Source organism: Moritella sp. (genome assembly GCF_033791185.1).
GTDB lineage: Bacteria > Pseudomonadota > Gammaproteobacteria > Enterobacterales > Moritellaceae > Moritella.
The window spans coordinates 13,683-32,545 of the sequence record NZ_JASJHF010000037.1; the positions used below are offsets into that span (position 1 = coordinate 13,683).

General features: G+C 42.0%; 22 protein-coding genes. 7 read left to right on the top strand and 15 right to left on the bottom strand.

The annotated features are described in order from the left end of the window. Window positions 1-68 precede the first annotated feature (68 nt). A complete protein-coding gene (gene bamD / locus QNK26_RS02345; protein ID WP_319220656.1) occupies window positions 69-806 on the top strand; it encodes an outer membrane protein assembly factor BamD in 738 nt (245 codons plus the stop codon). 131 nt (window positions 807-937) lie between these two features. Here the strand turns inward: bamD and hemE are convergent, their stop codons facing one another. Then, entirely contained in the window at window positions 938-2,002 is a 1,065-nt protein-coding gene (hemE, locus tag QNK26_RS02350; protein WP_319220657.1) for a uroporphyrinogen decarboxylase, read from the bottom strand. Between the two features lie 505 nt (window positions 2,003-2,507). Here hemE and rsd point away from each other — a divergent pair. Then, on the top strand, window positions 2,508-2,996 hold the full coding sequence (gene rsd, locus QNK26_RS02355) for a sigma D regulator (protein WP_319220658.1): 489 nt from the start codon (window positions 2,508-2,510) through the stop codon (window positions 2,994-2,996). 144 nt (window positions 2,997-3,140) lie between these two features. On the opposite strand, the gene fkpA is transcribed toward rsd, so the two are convergent. Beyond that, complete coding sequence (gene fkpA, locus QNK26_RS02360; protein WP_319220659.1) at window positions 3,141-3,884, bottom strand: FKBP-type peptidyl-prolyl cis-trans isomerase; 744 nt, start codon at window positions 3,882-3,884, stop codon at window positions 3,141-3,143. Window positions 3,885-4,138: 254 nt separating this feature from the next. On the opposite strand from fkpA, the gene QNK26_RS02365 reads away from it, so the two are divergent. Further along, a complete protein-coding gene (locus tag QNK26_RS02365; protein ID WP_045111891.1) occupies window positions 4,139-4,360 on the top strand; it encodes a SlyX family protein in 222 nt (73 codons plus the stop codon). 126 nt (window positions 4,361-4,486) lie between these two features. Here QNK26_RS02365 and slyD read toward each other — a convergent pair whose 3' ends face one another. Both slyD and QNK26_RS02375 read right to left on the bottom strand, forming a co-directional pair. Next, complete coding sequence (gene slyD / locus QNK26_RS02370; protein ID WP_319220660.1) at window positions 4,487-5,065, bottom strand: peptidylprolyl isomerase; 579 nt, start codon at window positions 5,063-5,065, stop codon at window positions 4,487-4,489. Between the two features lie 56 nt (window positions 5,066-5,121). Continuing rightward, complete coding sequence (locus tag QNK26_RS02375) at window positions 5,122-5,325, bottom strand: YheV family putative zinc ribbon protein (RefSeq protein ID WP_319220661.1); 204 nt, start codon at window positions 5,323-5,325, stop codon at window positions 5,122-5,124. Window positions 5,326-5,515: 190 nt separating this feature from the next. On the opposite strand from QNK26_RS02375, the gene QNK26_RS02380 reads away from it, so the two are divergent. Further along, window positions 5,516-7,429 carry an ABC transporter ATP-binding protein gene (locus tag QNK26_RS02380; RefSeq protein WP_319220662.1) on the top strand — a complete coding sequence of 638 codons (1,914 nt, stop codon included), beginning with the start codon at window positions 5,516-5,518 and terminating at the stop codon, window positions 7,427-7,429. 74 nt (window positions 7,430-7,503) lie between these two features. On the opposite strand, the gene QNK26_RS02385 is transcribed toward QNK26_RS02380, so the two are convergent. The 9 genes from QNK26_RS02385 to QNK26_RS02425 form a co-directional block, all read right to left on the bottom strand. Next, window positions 7,504-7,995, bottom strand: a complete 492-nt coding sequence (locus QNK26_RS02385; RefSeq protein ID WP_319220663.1) for a heme-degrading domain-containing protein — start codon at window positions 7,993-7,995, stop codon at window positions 7,504-7,506. 17 nt (window positions 7,996-8,012) lie between these two features. Continuing rightward, window positions 8,013-9,053: an oxidoreductase gene (locus QNK26_RS02390; protein ID WP_319220664.1), complete on the bottom strand. Its 1,041-nt coding sequence runs from the start codon at window positions 9,051-9,053 to the stop codon at window positions 8,013-8,015. A 195-nt stretch (window positions 9,054-9,248) separates the two neighbouring features. Then, window positions 9,249-9,608 carry a nuclear transport factor 2 family protein gene (locus tag QNK26_RS02395; protein WP_319220665.1) on the bottom strand — a complete coding sequence of 120 codons (360 nt, stop codon included), beginning with the start codon at window positions 9,606-9,608 and terminating at the stop codon, window positions 9,249-9,251. Window positions 9,609-9,702: 94 nt separating this feature from the next. Next, window positions 9,703-11,061, bottom strand: coding sequence for a hypothetical protein (locus QNK26_RS02400; protein ID WP_319220666.1), 1,359 nt, complete (start codon window positions 11,059-11,061; stop codon window positions 9,703-9,705). After that, window positions 11,048-11,752 carry a TonB family protein gene (locus QNK26_RS02405; RefSeq protein ID WP_319220667.1) on the bottom strand — a complete coding sequence of 235 codons (705 nt, stop codon included), beginning with the start codon at window positions 11,750-11,752 and terminating at the stop codon, window positions 11,048-11,050. Before QNK26_RS02405 ends, QNK26_RS02400 begins: the two co-directional genes overlap by 14 nt. Beyond that, window positions 11,724-12,125, bottom strand: coding sequence for a biopolymer transporter ExbD (locus QNK26_RS02410; RefSeq protein ID WP_319220668.1), 402 nt, complete (start codon window positions 12,123-12,125; stop codon window positions 11,724-11,726). The genes QNK26_RS02405 and QNK26_RS02410 overlap by 29 nt, the downstream gene beginning before the upstream one ends. Beyond that, a complete protein-coding gene (locus QNK26_RS02415) occupies window positions 12,126-12,632 on the bottom strand; it encodes a MotA/TolQ/ExbB proton channel family protein (RefSeq protein ID WP_319220669.1) in 507 nt (168 codons plus the stop codon). It lies immediately after the preceding gene. Window positions 12,633-12,637: 5 nt separating this feature from the next. After that, window positions 12,638-14,098: a MotA/TolQ/ExbB proton channel family protein gene (locus QNK26_RS02420; RefSeq protein ID WP_319220670.1), complete on the bottom strand. Its 1,461-nt coding sequence runs from the start codon at window positions 14,096-14,098 to the stop codon at window positions 12,638-12,640. Next, a complete protein-coding gene (locus QNK26_RS02425) occupies window positions 14,098-14,952 on the bottom strand; it encodes a DUF3450 domain-containing protein (protein WP_319220671.1) in 855 nt (284 codons plus the stop codon). The genes QNK26_RS02420 and QNK26_RS02425 overlap by 1 nt, the downstream gene beginning before the upstream one ends. 108 nt (window positions 14,953-15,060) lie before the next feature. Here QNK26_RS02425 and QNK26_RS02430 point away from each other — a divergent pair, with 108 nt between their 5' ends. Then, window positions 15,061-15,288: a YheU family protein gene (locus tag QNK26_RS02430; protein ID WP_319220672.1), complete on the top strand. Its 228-nt coding sequence runs from the start codon at window positions 15,061-15,063 to the stop codon at window positions 15,286-15,288. A gap of 86 nt (window positions 15,289-15,374) precedes the next feature. Then, window positions 15,375-16,244: a phosphoribulokinase gene (locus QNK26_RS02435; protein WP_319220673.1), complete on the top strand. Its 870-nt coding sequence runs from the start codon at window positions 15,375-15,377 to the stop codon at window positions 16,242-16,244. Between the two features lie 82 nt (window positions 16,245-16,326). On the opposite strand, the gene QNK26_RS02440 is transcribed toward QNK26_RS02435, so the two are convergent. Continuing rightward, window positions 16,327-17,226 carry a lysine exporter LysO family protein gene (locus QNK26_RS02440; RefSeq protein ID WP_319220674.1) on the bottom strand — a complete coding sequence of 300 codons (900 nt, stop codon included), beginning with the start codon at window positions 17,224-17,226 and terminating at the stop codon, window positions 16,327-16,329. Window positions 17,227-17,248: 22 nt separating this feature from the next. After that, window positions 17,249-18,196 carry a bifunctional precorrin-2 dehydrogenase/sirohydrochlorin ferrochelatase gene (locus QNK26_RS02445; RefSeq protein WP_319220675.1) on the bottom strand — a complete coding sequence of 316 codons (948 nt, stop codon included), beginning with the start codon at window positions 18,194-18,196 and terminating at the stop codon, window positions 17,249-17,251. Window positions 18,197-18,392: 196 nt separating this feature from the next. On the opposite strand from QNK26_RS02445, the gene QNK26_RS02450 reads away from it, so the two are divergent. Further along, on the top strand, window positions 18,393-18,863 hold a 471-nt coding region (locus QNK26_RS02450; protein WP_319220676.1), incomplete at its 3' end, for a super-infection exclusion protein B.

Consider the following 18,863-nt stretch of genomic DNA (forward strand, 5'->3'; position numbering starts at 1 on the left):
TATTTTGCTGTAGCATATTAGCTACGTAATTATTTTCGCATTAAGCAATTTGGAATTTATCCAACCTAATGAAAAAATCAATAAAATTAGCAATAAGTTTATCACTCGCACTGGTTGTAGCTACCGGTTGTTCTTCAAAAACAGAATCAGCGGTACCAGATAAACCAGCCATTGAGCTGTACAGCATCGCCCAACAATCGTTACAAGCGGGTAATTTTATTTCCGCTATCGAAACGCTTGAAGCGCTTGATACGCGTTATCCATTTGGCCCGCACACTGTACAAGTACAGTTAGACTTGATCTATGCTTACTATAAGAATAGTGACACAGCACAGGCATTGGCCAATATAGATCGCTTTATTCGCTTAAATCCAACGCATAAAGACATCGATTATGTTTACTACATGCGTGGACTCACCAATATGGGCGCGGATTATAACCTATTTCATGACCTATTTAATATAGATCGTTCAGATCGAGACCCAAGTTATGCAAATGCGGCCTTCAATGACTTCACTCGTCTAATCCAACGCTACCCAGAAAGTGAATATGTAGCGGATGCCCGGAAACGTGCGATTGCGATTAAAAGTCGTCTGGCGCGTTATGAGTTATCGGCAGCAGAGTATTACATGAAACGTAAGGCTTACATCGCTGCGATCCAGCGTGCACAGCACATCATCGATAATTTTGCAGATACCGAATCACGTATCGGCGCCTTAAAAGTAATGATTAAAGCTTACGATCTTTTAGAACAGCCGACGTTAAAAGCGAACGCAGAAAAGATATTAGCAGCTAACGTAAGTTAGTCATAACCGCACATAGCTGATCAATATTAAGCCTGAAAATAAAATATAAAAAACGGCGTCTATGCAAATAGACGCCGTTTTTATTGGTATTTACCGTATTAAGCGAGTCGCTAGCGTACTAAACAAGTAGCTTATTTATGGTATGGCTTACTTAATTCGCCAACCGCCTCGATGAATACACCTGCTTTTTCAGGTTCAACATCTAAATGGATACCGTGACCTAAGTTCATCACGTGACCATTGCCTTTACCAAAACCAGATAAGATCGTGCTTACTTCTTCACGAATACGTTCTGGAGATGCATAAAGCATTGAAGGGTCCATGTTGCCTTGCAGTGCAACTTTATCGCCAACACGTGCTTTTGCTTCAGCAATATCAATTGTCCAATCTAGACCAATCGCATCACAACCGGTTGCAGCGATCTGCTCGATCCATTGGCCACCGTTTTTAGTAAACAAAGTCACCGGTACTTTACGGCCATCGTTGAAACGCGTTAAGCCATCAACAATTTTGTGCATGTACTGCAGTGAGAAATCTTTGTAATCACGTGGTGATAATACGCCACCCCAAGTATCAAATACCATCACAGATTGTGCACCCGCAGCAATTTGTGCGTTCAGGTAAGTAATAACTGAATCTGCTAGCTTATCTAATAATAAGTGTAGCGTTTGTGGTTCAGCGAATGCCATTTTCTTAATTTTAGTGAACGCTTTAGTACCGCCGCCTTCAACCATGTATGTTGCTAATGTCCACGGGCTACCAGAAAAACCGATTAGTGGCACTGCGCCATCTAGGCCTTTACGAATAGTACGAACAGCATTCATTACATATTGTAATTCGCCTTCTGGATCTGGGATACCGATCTTATCAACGTCTGCTTTACACGTGATTGGACGTGCGAATTTAGGACCTTCACCTTCTTCAAAGTACAGACCTAAACCCATTGCATCAGGGATCGTTAAGATATCTGAAAACAGGATTGCCGCATCAAGTGGGAAACGACGTAATGGTTGCAACGTTACCTCACAAGCAAGTTCGGCATTTTTACACAACGACATAAAATCACCCGCTTCAGCGCGTGTGGCTTTATATTCTGGTAAATAACGGCCTGCTTGACGCATCATCCATACTGGTGTTTGGTCTACCGATTCTTTGGCTAACGCACGTAAATAACGATCATTCTTTAACTCGCTCATATCATTTCCTGAATTGCGGCTTTAATATGGCGTGATTGTAACATTATTCAACAATTGACAAAATATCTGACGCCATTTTCATGCTTAATTTAACAATAAGTTGCTTCCGACAGGAGATTCGTCGCCAAAAGACAACATCACACGCCATAATTAACCTGTGAATGGAGAAAAAAACAACAAATTTAAACTGTCATTAACAAGTCAGTTTTAGTCGATTCCATTTCGGTAATTAATTTGCACAATTAACACCAAGTTAATCAGAGACATCACTCACAATTACTTAACAAGCTTGACTGACAAAATCAAAAATCATTCATAACAAATACTTATGTGCTATTATTAGACCTACAACAGTTTTTAACCCGTAATCACGCTTTAGTAGATAAATCTATTACTGTGGCACTAATTTATCAGGTTTGACCAGATAAAATAGTGTTGACGTATCACGGTAAAAAATTTAGTAATAGGAAACCTTAGTTTTTTAAGGGTACATGGAGTAAGTCATATGTTAACCAAATTAGAACAAGCGCAACAAGCTTGGGGCGGTACGCACAACGCCATTGATCACTGGCTAGAAGAGCGACAAGAACTGATTGTCGATTATTGCAAGCTCGAAGGCTTACCCCCATTTGAAAAGTCCGCCGCGCTACCAAGCAAAGATGAATTACAAGCCTTCTGCCAAATCTTAATAGATTACCTATCAACAGGTCATTTTGAAGTTTACGATCAAATCGTCTCTCAATGTGCCGAGTACAGCACGAAAAGTCTGAAACTTGCACAAGAAATCCAACCGAAGATTGTATTAACAACCGAAGCACTAGTTGAATTCAATGATAAATACGCCGAAGAAAGTCAAGATGATGACACATTATTAATGTCGTTAGATAATGACATGTCGAAAGTCGGTGAGCTATTAGAACAACGTTTTGAATTAGAAGATCAGCTGCTATATGCCTTAGCAACCTATCACCGAGAAGTGGTTGGCGCTGAATAACAGGCTATTATAAGATAATCAAAAATAGCCGTTATCAAATAAATAGCGGCCAATAAAAAACCCATTCATATAATCAAATATGAATGGGTTTTGATAAAACTGCAGTAACTTAGTGGTTAAGCGACTGCGTTTTAATACGACTAATTACTTTTCTTGACCAGCAATGTCTAGCAATTCAACTTCAAATACCAATGTTGAATTTGGTGGGATATCTGCACCCGCACCTTGTGCGCCATAACCTAATTCAGATGGGATGTATAATTTATACTTACTGCCCACATTCATTAGTGCAACACCTTCAGTCCAACCTGGAATAACTCGGTTAAGTGCAAACGTTGCAGGTTCACCACGTTCTACTGAACTATCAAATACTTTACCATCTAACAGTGAACCAGTGTAATGCACTGTCACAGTATCATTTGGCGTAGCTACAACACCTTCACCAGCCGTTAGTACTTCATATTGAAGACCAGACTCAGTTGTAGTGACGCCTTCTTTCTTGCCGTTTTCAGCAAAGAAATTTGCTGCGTCAGTTTGTGCTTTTTCACTTTCTACACGAGCTGCTTCAGTTGACAGCGTATTCATTTTTTCGTCATATGCTTTTAATACAGCTTGTAATTCTTCATCAGATAACTGAGTTGTTTCATTTAACGCATCAGTAATACCTTGAACGATGATTTCCTTATCTAATGGCGCACCTAGCTCTTCTTGACGCTTAAGTGGTGCAACCAAGTTACGTGCAACGATTGAACCGATTGCATAAGCCGCTTGTTGATCTTCGCTGTATGCCTTAATGTCTGTTGCTTTATCTGCTTGTGCTTCTTGGCCACATGCTGCTAACAGAGATACCGCTGAAGCGAGTACCGTTACTTTAAAAAATTTTTTCATCGAAATACCTAATTAAAATAATGCAGTGTAATTCCACAACTACGTTTTCAGTTACTTATACCTAAAAACAGCTTCAGTATTATCATAACTATTTGATGCTTCCATACAAGATATTAACAACTATAAATGCAAAAAATGATAAATCACTCTACTTTACTTAGTTTTACATCTTATCTAGGCTAGTATTTCAGCTCAAATAAATCGACATTACATGTTAAACTTAGTTCATAAAATTATAGCCATAGCGGAAAAACATGGAAATTCAGCAGTTAGAAGAGCGTGTTTGTGACTTAGAGATGAAATTAAGTTTTCAAGACGACACCATCGAACAATTAAATAATGCCATTATTGATCAGCAAAAAATACTTGAAGATCAGAAAGTACAGCTGACTTTTCTAATTAGTCGAATCAAAACGATGCAAGTTGGCAGTGGTTTAGCAAGTGAAGCCGACGAGACCCCACCACCGCATTATTAATGCCGGAGTGAGTCCATAACAGACTGGTTGTGGTAACCGATTAAGTATAATTGCTTAGCATAAATAATAAAAATGCCAGTCATCGTGACTGGCATTTTGTTTTCATTAAACCATCGTCACTAATGACTAGTGACAACCGCCGCCGCAGCAACCGTCTTTTTTCTCTTCTTTTGGTTCTTCACTACCACAACAACCACCTTCGTGATCATGGTCGTGTCCGTGGTCATGACCACAGCCTTCAGCGCCATGGATGTGACCATGTTCTAATTCTTCTTCAGTCGCAGCACGCATGCCGATAACTTCACCATTAAATTGCAGTGTACGACCTGCAAATGGGTGGTTAGCATCAACAATAATAATATCGTCTTCAACGCCAGTTACGATAACAGTACGGTGACCCGCATCTGTTTCAGCACTAAATGCCATACCAGGTTCAACGCCTTCAACGCCTTCGAATAACTCAGCTGGTACTTCTTGTACTAGCTCAGGATCGTAAATGCCGTAACCTTGTTCAGGTTCAACTTTAACGTCAAAATCGTCACCCACTTTAAGACCTTCAAGCTCAGCTTCAAGACCAGGAACAAGGTAACCAGAACCCATTAAAAATTCTAGTGGTGATGAATCACGCGTATCATCGATAAGTTCACCTTTATCATCTGTTACGGCGAAGTGTAGTACTACAACTGAATTTGCTTCAATAAACATATCTATTCTCTTCATTCCTGATTAACTATATACAGTGAGCTTTAAACAACGCATTGCTATTGCTTAAACACACCTATCATTTGTTCGAAATCGCGGGTGGCGGTACTCACCTCTCCTTCCGCTTGTGCTTGAGTATAGCCACAACTGACACATTCAATTGTTTCTACCCCATTCACTTGAAATAGCTGGATCACATCTATTTCATTGCACATCGGGCACTTAGCGCCGGCGACAAAGCGTTTTTTCTTCCGTTCAACCACTGCAACCTCCTAGTCTTTTCACGAGCCGAAGGATGCTCAACAATCAGATTTAATAAACTGATATTAAGCTCATTAGCATCGTTTAACTAGGAGTGTACTTTATTCTTGGTACAAATTTCAAAGTTTAACATTTTAAAGTGGGCGTAAATCCGCTAAAATCGCCGCAATTATAGTTACTAATAGCCCTCATATGATCATAGCTAGCGATATTGAACTTCTGCGTGGTGGTAAGCCACTTATTACAAATACCAGTGCCAAGATCAACCCAGGTCAAAAAGTTGGCTTAGTCGGTAAGAATGGCTGTGGTAAATCCAGTTTATTTGCCCTCATCCGCCACGAAATTAGTTTGGATAACGGTAGCCTTACCTATCCAACTAGCTGGCAAGTATCGAGTGTGAAACAGGAAACACCTGCTCTCGATCGCAGCGCCCATGATTATGTGCTCGATGGTGATATTGAATTCCGTCAATTAGAAGCGGATCTTGCACAAGCTGAAGCAGCTGATAACGGCAACAAAATTGCCGAAGTTCACGGTAAACTCGACGCAATCGGTGCTTACAGTATTAATGCGCGCTGTTCTGAACTGCTATCCGGCTTAGGCTTTAGCGAAGACAAGCAACAACTGCCAGTTCAGAGTTTCTCCGGTGGTTGGCGCATGCGTTTAAACTTAGCGCAGGCACTATTATGTCGTTCTGACTTGTTACTCCTGGATGAACCAACCAACCACTTGGATTTGGATGCGGTTATTTGGTTAGAAAAATGGTTAAAACAGTATGACGGCACATTAATGTTGATCTCGCATGACCGTGATTTCCTCGATGCCATTATTACTAAGATCATTCACGTTGAAGATCAAAAGCTAAACGAATACACAGGTGATTACACTTCATTCGAAAAACAACGCGCTGAAAAACTATCACAACAACAATCTATGTTTGAAAAGCAACAGCGTGAAGTTGCTCATATGCAAAGTTACATTGACCGTTTCCGTTACAAAGCGTCAAAAGCCAAACAAGCGCAAAGTCGTATTAAAGCGATGGAACGTATGGAGCTTATTTCAGCGGCCAATGCTGATTCACAATTTAGCTTTCGTTTCTTAAAACCTGATGCCCTGCCAATGCCGTTATTAACAATGGAAAATGTGTGCGCGGGTTATGGCGACACCCTGATTCTTGATAACATTAAGTTAAATCTAGTGCCAGGCAGCCGCATTGGTTTATTGGGTCGTAACGGCGCCGGTAAATCAACATTAATTAAATTGTTGTCTGCTGAAATGGCGCCACTAAAAGGCTCGTTAGAAGTTAACCCGAATTCGAAAGTCGGTTACTTTGCCCAGCACCAATTAGAATTCTTACGTTTAGACGAGACGCCATTACAACACATGGTACGTCTTGCACCCGATAAAACAGAATTAGAACTGCGTAAATTCTTAGGCGGTTTTGGTTTCATCGGCGAAAAAGCATTAGATATCGTGCGTCCATTCTCCGGTGGTGAAAAAGCGCGTTTGGTATTAGCCCTGATCGTATGGCAAAAACCGAACCTGTTATTGCTTGATGAACCAACCAACCACTTGGATTTGGAAATGCGTCACGCGCTGTCAGTTGCCCTACAAGGCTTCGAAGGCGCTATGATTGTCGTATCCCATGATCGTCACTTATTACGCTCTACGACTGATGAGCTGTACTTGGTACACGATAAAAAGGTATTACCGTTTGACGGCGACTTAGATGATTACCATAACTGGTTATCAGAACAACAAAAAGTTGAGAAACAAGCAACGCAAGTGGTTAATACTGGCGTCAACAGTGCGCAAGGTAAAAAAGATCAAAAACGTAAAGCGGCGGAATTACGTAAGCAGACTCAGCCAGTACGCAAGAAAATTGAAAAATTAGACAAGCAGCTAGAAACTTTAGCTGACAAGCTAACCGCTGTTGAAGCACAGTTGAGTGAAACCAGTATTTATGAAGAGCAAAACAAAGCTAAGCTAAAAACCGCATTAAGCGATCAAGCGAAGTTTGTGGTGGCGATTGAAGATGCTGAAACCACGTGGATGGAATTAAACGAACAGCTTGAAGAAATGATTGAAGCAAGCGAACAAGCTTAAGTTAAATGAGCAAGTAGAGTCTGATATCAGATAGATTCTACTTGCTTACACAGCTCTACCGACTTAACACGACTCTATATCTTACTTGCGGATTGAGCATATTGCGCTTCGACTAAGTATTTAATGGCCTCTACAACCAGATTATGATCTTCTACTTGCGGTAAGCCAGAAACAGTCACCGCGCCAATTAAACCACAATTTTTAATTCGAATCGGAAAAGAACCCCCGTGAGCAGCATATTCACTGGCATCAAGGTGCGCCTGCATTTCAAAGTCGCGTTTTTTGGCGGCATTATATCGGCCTAAATAATACGAACTATGACCGAATCGCATCACCGATTGACGTTTGCGTCTCGCCCAATCCTGATTATCTTTAGTCGTGCGAGCCATAGAAAAGCTAAATATCACTTGTTCAAATGCATACACTTCAATCGTCACTGCAGCAGGTATACGCTCAGCGGCTTGCTTAAGTGAATCTCCGAGTAGCCAAGCTGTATCGTTATTAAACTGTCGAAATTGCAATTCCTGTTCTTGCGCTAATAACGCTTTCAATATTTCATTGCTCATTGTTAGCTCTAGTGTTGTTATAGCGCCACAGGTAAAGTCTGACCTAAACGGCTACTTTCCATTGCTAGTTCAATTAATTTAATATTCCATAGCGCTTGTTCAGCACTGACTGGAGGCGCGGTTTTTAATCGAATCGCATTGGCTATGGTTAAAAAATATTGCTGGTAACAGCCTCGTTCAGTACTGACGGTTTCAGTCGTTTCAGCACCATATAAACGGCCATACTGGTCCACTGTTTCATCCGCCCAAGACCCATCAACAGGTAGTACACCAGCAATTAAACGTGCTTCTTGTGGATCTAATCCATATTTCTCATAGCTACCTTTGGTACCTTTAACACTAAAGCGTTTATTTGGTCCAGCACTGAACAAATCTCCATGTAGAGTCGTTAATTGATTAGGGTAATGCAGGACAACGGTAAAATAATCCACGTTCGTCGAGCCTTCACGCATGATTAAACATTGCGCTGTAATGGCATCTGGTAGACCAAACAATGTAATAGCTTGATCGATAAGATGGGAACCTAAATCAAATAAAATGCCGCCACCGTTAGTGGTTTGTTCTCGCCAGCGTTGACGTACCTCAGGGCGAAAACGATCAAAGTGAGATTCGAAACTCTTTAGTTCTCCAAGACGATTTTCGGCAATTAATTTTTTTACAGTAAGGAAGTCACCATCCCAACGACGATTATGATAAACACTCAGTACAAGTCCTTTCTCAGCCGCTAAAGCGATTAACGTTTCGCCGTCAGAAACATTCGTGACAAACGGTTTTTCAAGGACTACGTGTTTATTACTCTCTAATGCCTGTTTTGCTAAACAAAAATGTACATCGTTGGGGGCCGTAATAATGACAAGTTCAGCGTCAGAATGAACAAGTAAATCATCCGCTGTAGTGTAATGTTCCACTGTTGGCCAATCACTAACAACCGCTTCGCGTTGACTGCTGCTAATTGCCACTAACTCGAATTCAGGCAAGCTACTAACAAATGGAATATGAAATGTTTTTGCAGAAAAACCATAGCCGATAACGGCTGTTTTAATCGGTGCTAAAGCCATAATGATTAACTCTTTCTTTTTAAATTAACAGATACTTAGAAAACAGGGGGGTGAATCAGTGTTCTTTTAAGAAATATACCATAAACGATGGAGCTTTAGACAGGACGAGATAGTGAAGTAGTAGATTGATAAAAAAGCGGAACCAAATCTATGATTAAAGTCCCGCTTTAAATGATGGTTATATTTCTTAAATACTCAGAATAAGCGTTTCCATTGCTCAGTATCAACGAACCAACGTTCCTCATAAATTTTGTCGCCTTCAAATTGGAACAACACAGATAATTGCGAGGATTCAACTTTATCAGATTTCCACTCAACGATTGAGACGACTTCATTGCCAGTTTCAATCTGACGAAGTTCGGTAATCTCAAAACCGGATGGCAGCATGTCCCCCAAATTATTGAGAGCCTTACGAAATGTTCGCCGCCCTCTGAGAATATCTTCCTGCCCCGGCATTACAAATGTCATATCATCGACATAATCCGTGATTAAGGCATCGAAATCACCCGCGCCAACGGCGTCCCAACCACGCTGTACTATATTGGATAAATTCATTGCTGCTACCCTCTATGTAATTTGTGCCATTTAACTATAGAAGGAATTCAAGCATCGTGCGTCAGCCAGTCTTTATACAAACGCAGGGTGATACCTACAACTGCTCTAACCAGTCTTTACTGTAACCTTGGTATTGCTTGGTCTGTAACAGCAGTAAATTATCTTTAGCTTGATTTTTTTTACCTTGCTCAACCTGACTGACAGCTAATAAAAAACGCCATTCATCCGTTTTTAATACCGTCTTTTGATCCATGTTTTTAACATCAATACCTTGCAACAAGTTAGCATACGCTAATTCAGCTTCAGGCCATCGTGCTTCTAAATATAACAACTGCGCTTGCTGCTGATCGTGCTTGGCTAACTTAATGCCAGCACGCTCTGCTTGAGCTAAAACATCAAGCGCCTTGCTGCGTTCACGCGCCATTAACCACGCATTACTCAGACCTTTAAAATAAGCTAAGTCTGGTAATAATAATTTTTTATCCGCGCCTTCCAGATACACATCTGCGGCTAATCGAGGTTGTTGCTGCTGAAGATACAACGACGCTAACACTCGATAACCTTGTGCGCTGAGCAGTCCTTGATTACGGGTGATCGCCAATGTCGATAACGCCGCTTTATTCTGATCTAGGCTAAGGTGGCTATACGCCAAACGTTCCCAATAGTCTTTTGATTGAGGGAAATCGACTACCGCAATTTCAAGCTGTTGATTAAGTTGTTTGTTTAGCTCTAACCGCTGTAATAACGCTAATAACAATTGCAGGTAAGACTCGTTTTTAGGTGCCAATTTATAAGCGCGCTGGGCTGGCGCTAATGCAACAGTTAATTGCTCTTGTAAATAATAAGCTTGGGCTAATAACGCGGCATTACTGGCTTGTTGTGTTCTCGTGATGTTATAGATTTTACGCTGTTTATCATCCAGTTTATCCACCAGCGCAAACCAGGTATTAAGGTGTTGAGCCACCCGTTCCCAAACCTTAGCTTGCGGCGCTTTACTCGTCTCCGTTGATGTGACTGACGAGGCGGCTAACTGCCCTGCTAACTGTTGGAATGTCAGTTGCTGCTCAACGGCTAACGATAACCCTAATAACTGACTCACCACGTCATAACCTTGCTGATAATCCTGCTGCATCAACAACACTTGCAGCTGTAAATTACTGGCCAGCAATTGGCGCGCTGCCGAGTATTCAGTCTGCTGCTGATAAAATTTGGCAATATTTTTAATCAAACGTTGATTAGAGTCAGCACTGCTTTTGGCTTGTTCATCATCTTGCGCAGATAGCTTCGCAAAGGCTGTTGCTAAGCTAACATAACGGTTATAAACAGAGGCAGGGACTTGCTGCGCTTGTGCAGATGGCAACGACAACAATATCGATAACAACAAGATACCCAAGCACGGTAAAATAACTGCGACCAAGGATGAACGTTGTAGTTTGATTTTAATTAAGCTCAAAGACCATTCTCCATTTTTTCCATACTGCACTACCTGCAGGGGCCTTTTCAAACTGCCAACGGCGCACCGCTTTACGCGATATTTTACCAAAGTAACCGCGGGGTTGCTCTTCAATGATCTTAATCTTTTCTGCGCGACCAGTATCATCAATCAAAATATGTAATAACACGTAACCTTCAATCTTTAGACGTTTGGCTTTGTACGGATATTGTGGGTCAGTTTTGCGTAACACTTTGGCAAACCCAATTTCGGGATCGCCAATACTGGCTTGTTCAATACTGCTCACCGCTGCAGGTGTTACGACCGCCTGTGGTTGAATATGGCTGGTAACATCGACAAATTGTGGTGCCACTGCAAAGATTGGTATTGATAATGCGGGTAAGGTGATGCTGCTGTTTAAATTAATATTACTGACGTCAAAACTAGGCTGTAGCGGCTGTGGTATTGCCATCATTATTTGCTGTGGTTGCGGTTCAGGGATCACTTTTAGCTCAGGTGTGATAACCTGTTCTGCCACACTCGAATCAGTGAACTGACGAAAGTTAATGGTGATCGGATCCTTAATTGCTGGTTTATTATGACCCATGGTTAGCACATAAATTAATGCCGCTAAACTGATGTTAACGAGCACCGCAAGCAAGATCGCCAGTAAACGAAAACGCTTACTGCCCCGCTGTTGCAACTGCAACATTATCCACCCCAGCTAATCTCACTTGATCCAATACTTCAATTAAACGCCCGGTATCAACACTGCGGTCGGCATTCAACATAACCGCAGTATGCTCACCGCCACTCAAGGTTTTTACCCGGTTACGTAATTTACGAATATCAACGGGTTCACCTTCAATCCAAACCCCGTTTTCAGCATCGATAGAGACCACTAAACTCACCGACCCTTGCAGATCGTTGGTTGCCCCATCGGGACGCTGAATATCAATGGCATTCATTTTGTTAAACGATGCCGTCACCAAAAAAAAGATAAGTAAAATAAATACCATATCGATCATAGGTGTTAAATCAACTGCCAGTGCATCACTATTGTTTCGACTAAATCGTGTTCTCATTTAAATTCCTTTCACAACTAACTTTTGCGCCAAGTCCAAGGTCAAAAGGTTCGCTCGTTTGTTCAAATTGTGACAAAAAAACAGACCTGATAAGCCCGTAACTAACCCTGCTAATGTGGTTAATAATGCTTGGGCAATCCCACTGCTAAACAATTCAGATACCCCAATGCTATCAGACAGTACCGAGAAATTATCAATCATGCCATCCACGGTACCTAACAAGCCTAATAGAGGTAAAACACCGGTTAAGGTTTTAATAAAAATAAGTTTACGGGTGAGCTGACTTTGTAATTCAGAAATAAAACCATCACGCACCGCCATCGCGAGCAAATGAGATTGGTCTTGCCATAACGCCCACTCAGTTTGGTAATGTTTACAGAGCGCCGGATATTGCCAACCATACTGTAAATAACAACGGGCAATTGTCCACCACATCACTACAGATAGCAGCATGATCACCCAGAAGATCAGCGTTGCATTACTCAGAAACTCCATAAACTCAGACATGGTTATCAATTACCTGTCGCCTGTTGTTGATGTGTCACCACTGGCGTAGATAACGATTCATCGGCACACAAATTCAAACGCTGCTGACGCTGCGCCAGTAAACCTGCACTTTGATGTTCGATTACATGCAAAATACTGTCACTTTTACTGGTTAGTAAACTGTGTAATAACATCAGTGGTACTGCCGAAATCAAGCCAAACTTAGTGGTTAACAAGGCTTGAGAAATACCACTGGATAGCACTTGTGGATCGCTATTGCCATAAGCGGTGATGGCTTGGAACGTTTCAATCATCCCTGCCACGGTTCCCAATAACCCCAGCAGTGGGGCGATCGCAGCCAGCACAGCTAACGATCCTAAACCTTTACGGCATTCGGGTAATTCCGCCAAGATAGCTTCATCCAGAAAACGGGCTAATTCATCGGCATTACTGTACTTGTGACGATCGGCCACGCCAATAATACGACCGAGTGAATTATCGGTAAGTGTATCTAAGTGCTGCTTTTGAAATTTAATTAACTTGGCTTCACGAGACAATACCCATAGACGGAATAAACCGATAACCATGCCGATTATACCCACGGCAACAATAATGCCACCGATAATGCCCGCATCAGAAAGTATTTGCCACCAAGCGCGATCCTGCGTCGCACGCTCTAGCAATGCCCCCGCCGATGGATCAATTAAGGTACTCACGAAACCGTCTTGGGGTTGTGAAAATGCTGAAATTCGGGCACTCATATCCGCCGAATTTGACGATAATAACTGATAACTTTCACTCGCCGCTTGGTACAGCAATGGCCCTTGCGCGGTAAATGCGCTAAACCCTGCAATTTGCGTTACAGTTAAGGTTTCTTTACTACCATCAGCCATGGTCACTGGGGTATCAAGGATGGTGACTTTGCTGCTTGCCACCATTTGCTCGGTAAACAATAACCATAAATTTTTGATCGCGGCCAGATCCGGTTCATAGTTGGCTTCGCTGTACGGAGAAAGCTGGATCGCCCGTCCCGATAAAGTGGCGCTTAATGGACTTTTATTGAGTTGTCCACGCAGATCTTGGCTGGCACCACGAAATTCACTGAATACTTTATCCAGATCAGACTTTTCACTGTTGGCGAGTTTTTGCTTGGCTAAGATAAGTTTATTGTTCGCGGCAATTGCCCCCTGTAACAGAGTCATTTTTTGTTGCAAGGCTTGATTACGCTGACTTTGTGCAGCCAAGTTAACTTTTTGTGTTGTCAGGTTAGCTTTAAATCGGCTTAATGCTTCGTTGTCTATTTGGGTTTCGGCCACGTTGCTTTGTTTGACCTGCTTTAACAGATCGTCCAATGGCGTGGCATTGGCATTGAACGTCAATAAACTCGTCGCAATAATAATCAGGGCATTAACACGCATCGCTAGCATCCGAGGCATTGCCTTATTCATCATCGTTATCTTAATTCCCGTCGCTATTGTTATCGCCATTAGAGCGCCTCCTGCGATTTAGTCGTGGCAGCGGAATGCACCGGTACGCTCTTTAGTACTGTCTCCGGAACTGTCTTCGGTACAGCCTCCGATACTTTAGCTGCTTCTAACAAAGGTAATGCGAGTAAGGTCGGTACGGTTTTATTATCAGCCACCTCATAAGCTTGTTTCACTTTCGGTAACCAAGTAGCAGGTAAGGTTAACCAAGTGCGATTACTGTTATCCCAATAACCGGCAATCTTATGGTCTGGGGTGAGATAATATAACGCTACGCGACCAACCCGGATAAGCTGTACGGTTTTGTCGGCATCAGTTAATGGCAGTTGTGCTTGCCATGTTTCGATAGTATCACCGTATTCAGTTTCGATTTGATAGGCTTCTAAGATGCGGCGGTATTTATCCGCAACACTGATATTCGGGTGATCTAACAAACGACTGAGTTCAGCTAAACGTAATTGACGCTCCTGCCATAAAAACGGAATGTCTTGTTCAACAAACAGCGTCAGCACTTGTACCATTTGTTGCATTAACGGCGTTAGCTCCATACGAGTTTCACGCACACTGGCCATGTTTTTTTCGAGACCGATTAATAACTGTTGTTGCTGCGCTACCTGCTTTTCAAGCTGGTTGGTATATACGGTTAGTACCGCATTTTCACGTAATAAAGCGCGGTATTCAGCCACTGTTTCACTCGTTTGTTCATCTAATTCAGCAATATTATTTTGCGTGCGCTGTGCTTGAGCCTGTGATTGCTGCTTGCTGCTGATGATATTATCAAGCTCGCTGGTTGCTTGCGCTGGCATGATTAACGCGCCCGCCAATAACCCGATTGACCAAATTGCTGAATAGTTCATGTTATTCCACTGTTTATGCCGTGATGATTAATGTGATGCTTAAATATGATACTTAAATATATGTTAATATTGTGTCTATTATTGGTAACCACAATACAGAGCGCAATTATGATCATTCCCTATAAACAACTCGATAACGATACACTAAATACCCTTATAGAGCACTTCGTGTTACGCGAAGGTACCGATTATGGCACCCTTGAGATGTCAATGTCAGAAAAAGTGTGCCAAGTAACCAAACAACTTGAAAGTGGTGATGTGGTTATCGTTTACTCTGAATTACATGACAGCGTTAACATCCTGCCAAAGAGCGAAGTTCTTAAAAACCCACAATAATTGTGCAAATTTTATACTTGATCTACAGCTGTTTAACTCGTATAACATAGCACTCGTTCCTTTAATTCAACTAGTTGGTCGATCAAATGTCAGCAAAACATCCTATTATTGCGGTGACAGGTTCATCAGGCGCCGGTACTTCTACCACTAGCTTGGCCTTTGCACACATGTTCCAGCAAGAAAACATCAAAGCGTCTTTTATTGAAGGCGATAGTTTTCATCGCTATACCCGTCCAGAAATGGATGTAGCGATCCGCAAAGCCCGTGAACAAGGTCGACATATCAGCTATTTTGGCCCCGAAGCCAATGATTTTGAATTACTGGAAAACTTCTTTCAAGACTATGGTCGCGATGGCACAGGTAAATACCGCCGCTACCTGCATACGTTTGACGAAGCGGTGCCGTATAACTTAATGCCCGGTACTTTTACCCCTTGGCAAGATATCGATGCAGGTACTGATATTTTATTTTATGAAGGCTTACACGGCGGTGTTGCAACCCAAGATAATGATGTGGCTAAACATGTTGACCTGTTGATCGGTATGGTGCCAATCGTCAACTTGGAGTGGATCCAAAAGTTAGTGCGAGATACTGAGGACCGTGGCCATTCTCGTGAAGCCGTCACCGATTCTATTGTCCGTTCGATGGATGATTATATTAACTTTATTACTCCGCAGTTTTCACGAACCCACATTAACTTTCAGCGCGTACCACTGGTCGATACCTCGAACCCATTTAGTGCGACAGTGATCCCAACGTTGGATGAAAGTTTGGTGGTGATCCGTTTTCAAAGTGTGAAGAATGTTGATTTCCCTTACCTGCTAACCATGATCTCCGGCTCATTTATTTCCGGTATCAATACCTTGGTTGTCCCCGGCGGAAAAATGGCGTTAGCGATGGAACTCATCTGTGCACCTCTTATTCGACAGTTATTGGTTGAAGGTAAAATTAGCTAACAAGTCATCAATACAAAAAGGAGGCACTGTATGGCAGCGTCCCCCTGTTGTTTACCTGCTATTGAAGCCCAATAACCCGTGATTAAAGCGCCAAGAACAAACTAATAAATAACGGTGCTGACAAACTTAAGATAAAACCACTGACAATGGCTAATGGTACATAACCATTACCACCGGATTTTTGAATCATCGGTAGGGTAAAATCCATTGACGTTGCCCCTGCATAACCAATTGCAGTTGATGGATGTAAACGGATCAGTGATGGAATAATCAAAATAGCCACCAGCTCACGACCTAAATCAATAATAAACGCAGCACCACCAAACACCGGAGATAGACCATCGGTAATTAAGATACCGGATAACGAATACCAACCAAAACCAGACGATAAAGCCAAACCATTGGTTAACGGAATACCCAGTAATAAAGCCGCGGCCAATCCACCAAGCCAAGAGCTCAATATCACTACAATGGCGATCTTAATGCCCCAGCTATTGAGTAATATTTCCCGCAGGTGCATGCCACTGTTACGCAGCTGGCAACCAATAAGCAGTAATAATAATACCAAAGCGCCTTCACTAATGGCATCAATGTCGATCAGCTCAGCAGAAATAAACAGACCAACAATAAAGCCTGCAACAATCACAAAGATCAACTGTACTGACTCTAAAATAAGCTGCCATTTACTTAACGATTGGCCTTCACCTTCGACGGTCTTAGATAAGCGTTTATCCAGCCCCCACAATGCCAGCAAGTTAGCGGTGGAGACACAAGCCAATACCGTAAAGCTGTAGAGGCCAATATTCTGGAGATTTTGCGCAAAGTTATCCAGATGAGACAAACTAATACCCATCAAGAATAAGATCACGTAAACCATTTTACTGGTAGCAACATTGATCCAATGAATATGTTTTTGATTTTTAAGCGCAACACAATAGCCCAAAATTAAGGGCACAATAACAATTAGAAATCCTGAATACATCTTAACGTCATCCCTACAATAATTAAGCGACGACACTCACCGCATTTAGCGTAGTCGTGAGAGTCTTAAACTGGGCACTGTCATGAATCAACAAACACACTCGCTCACCTTGCTGCTGGCGCGTTTGCGCTTGCGTGGCAAAATCAGTACTTAATAACGGATAACGCTCAGCATCACGACGACATAATTCAACAAACTCAGCGATACTTTGCTCACTATCTTCAACGTATAAGATCACATCCGCTTGTTGCATTAAACGTAACGATCTTAAGCGTAATAAGTCGATTTCAGCGGGCAGCTCAATTAAATAAATATCACCGCCGAGATCGGTATTAGTGGTACTTAATTGCAGGTCAAACTGTTGTTGTAATTGTGCAGTATCGGTAGCGAGAGTCACGGCTTTAGAACTGAAGAAACGTTCCCAAAAACGACGTCTTTCTGTCACGCTACTAAATTGCTGTTTCACCCGTTCACGTTGTTCTCCGGAAAATGCAGCCAACATCCCTAGCGTTTCGGGTAACAAGGCTTCGAGCTTTTCACGTAAATAACGAATTAATACCGGTGCAGTGCCGCCACTGGAAATCGCGATTTGCAAAGGAGAACGGTCGATAATAGAAGGGGTAATGAATTCACACAATTCTGGCTGGTCTGCAACATTGACTAATAAGTGTCGTGCGCAGCAGTCTTGCCATACTTGCTTATTCAGCGCGGTATTGTCGGTTGTTACCCATACCATCACATAATTACCTAAACAATCGTCCAAGTAATCACAGTGGTAACCATCGATGATTGCGGTAATTTTGGCATCATCACGATAGCGTTGCAGGGTATCATTTAAACGCGGTGATAAAACCGTCACCTTAGCGCGGGCACTCAATAACAAGTCAACTTTTCGACTCGCCACTTCACCGCCACCGACTACCAGTACGTTTTTATCATTCACATCCATAAAAATTGGCAAATACTGCATGTTACATCCATTTAAAAGTGCATAAACAGTGCTTAGTATACGGCGCAAGCTGCTGATAGTCATCAATATCACGACTATAGAAAATAATTATTTTAGTGGCACAAAAAATGCTTACATTACAGTCTGAGCGAAATAACAGAAATAATGTCACGCGTCAGACAATTTTTTGACAGCGCGGATCAGTAGAGGGTTTATCATGCACGAACTTAAACATTATATTCAAAATAACAAACAGATAAACATTGCCACCATTTGGTTACTGCTGGCGGCGGCATTAGTATTGCTACTGCCAACGACCGCATTGTCGGTATCAGGTTTAGAGCAATGGGTTACACAATACCGTGGTTACATCTCTATCGTTGTGATCTCAACGATTGCTTATTTTATTGCCTTATTCTTGGTTCAAGCAGGACACTCGGTACTGGAAAAGCAAACGGATACCGAGACCATGAAAAAGATCCACAAAATGGTCAAGGTAATGAATACCTCTGAACAAGCGGTGATCCGTGAATTTATTATTCAAAAGAAAGATATTATTTCACTGCCGTTAGAAATGGCGGCCGTGGCTAATTTAGTTGATAACTGTATTTTGGTGCCAGCATTAAACAGCCAAGAGATCATCGGCACTGGCAGTAAGATCAAACTGTGTATCAATATTAAAGCACGT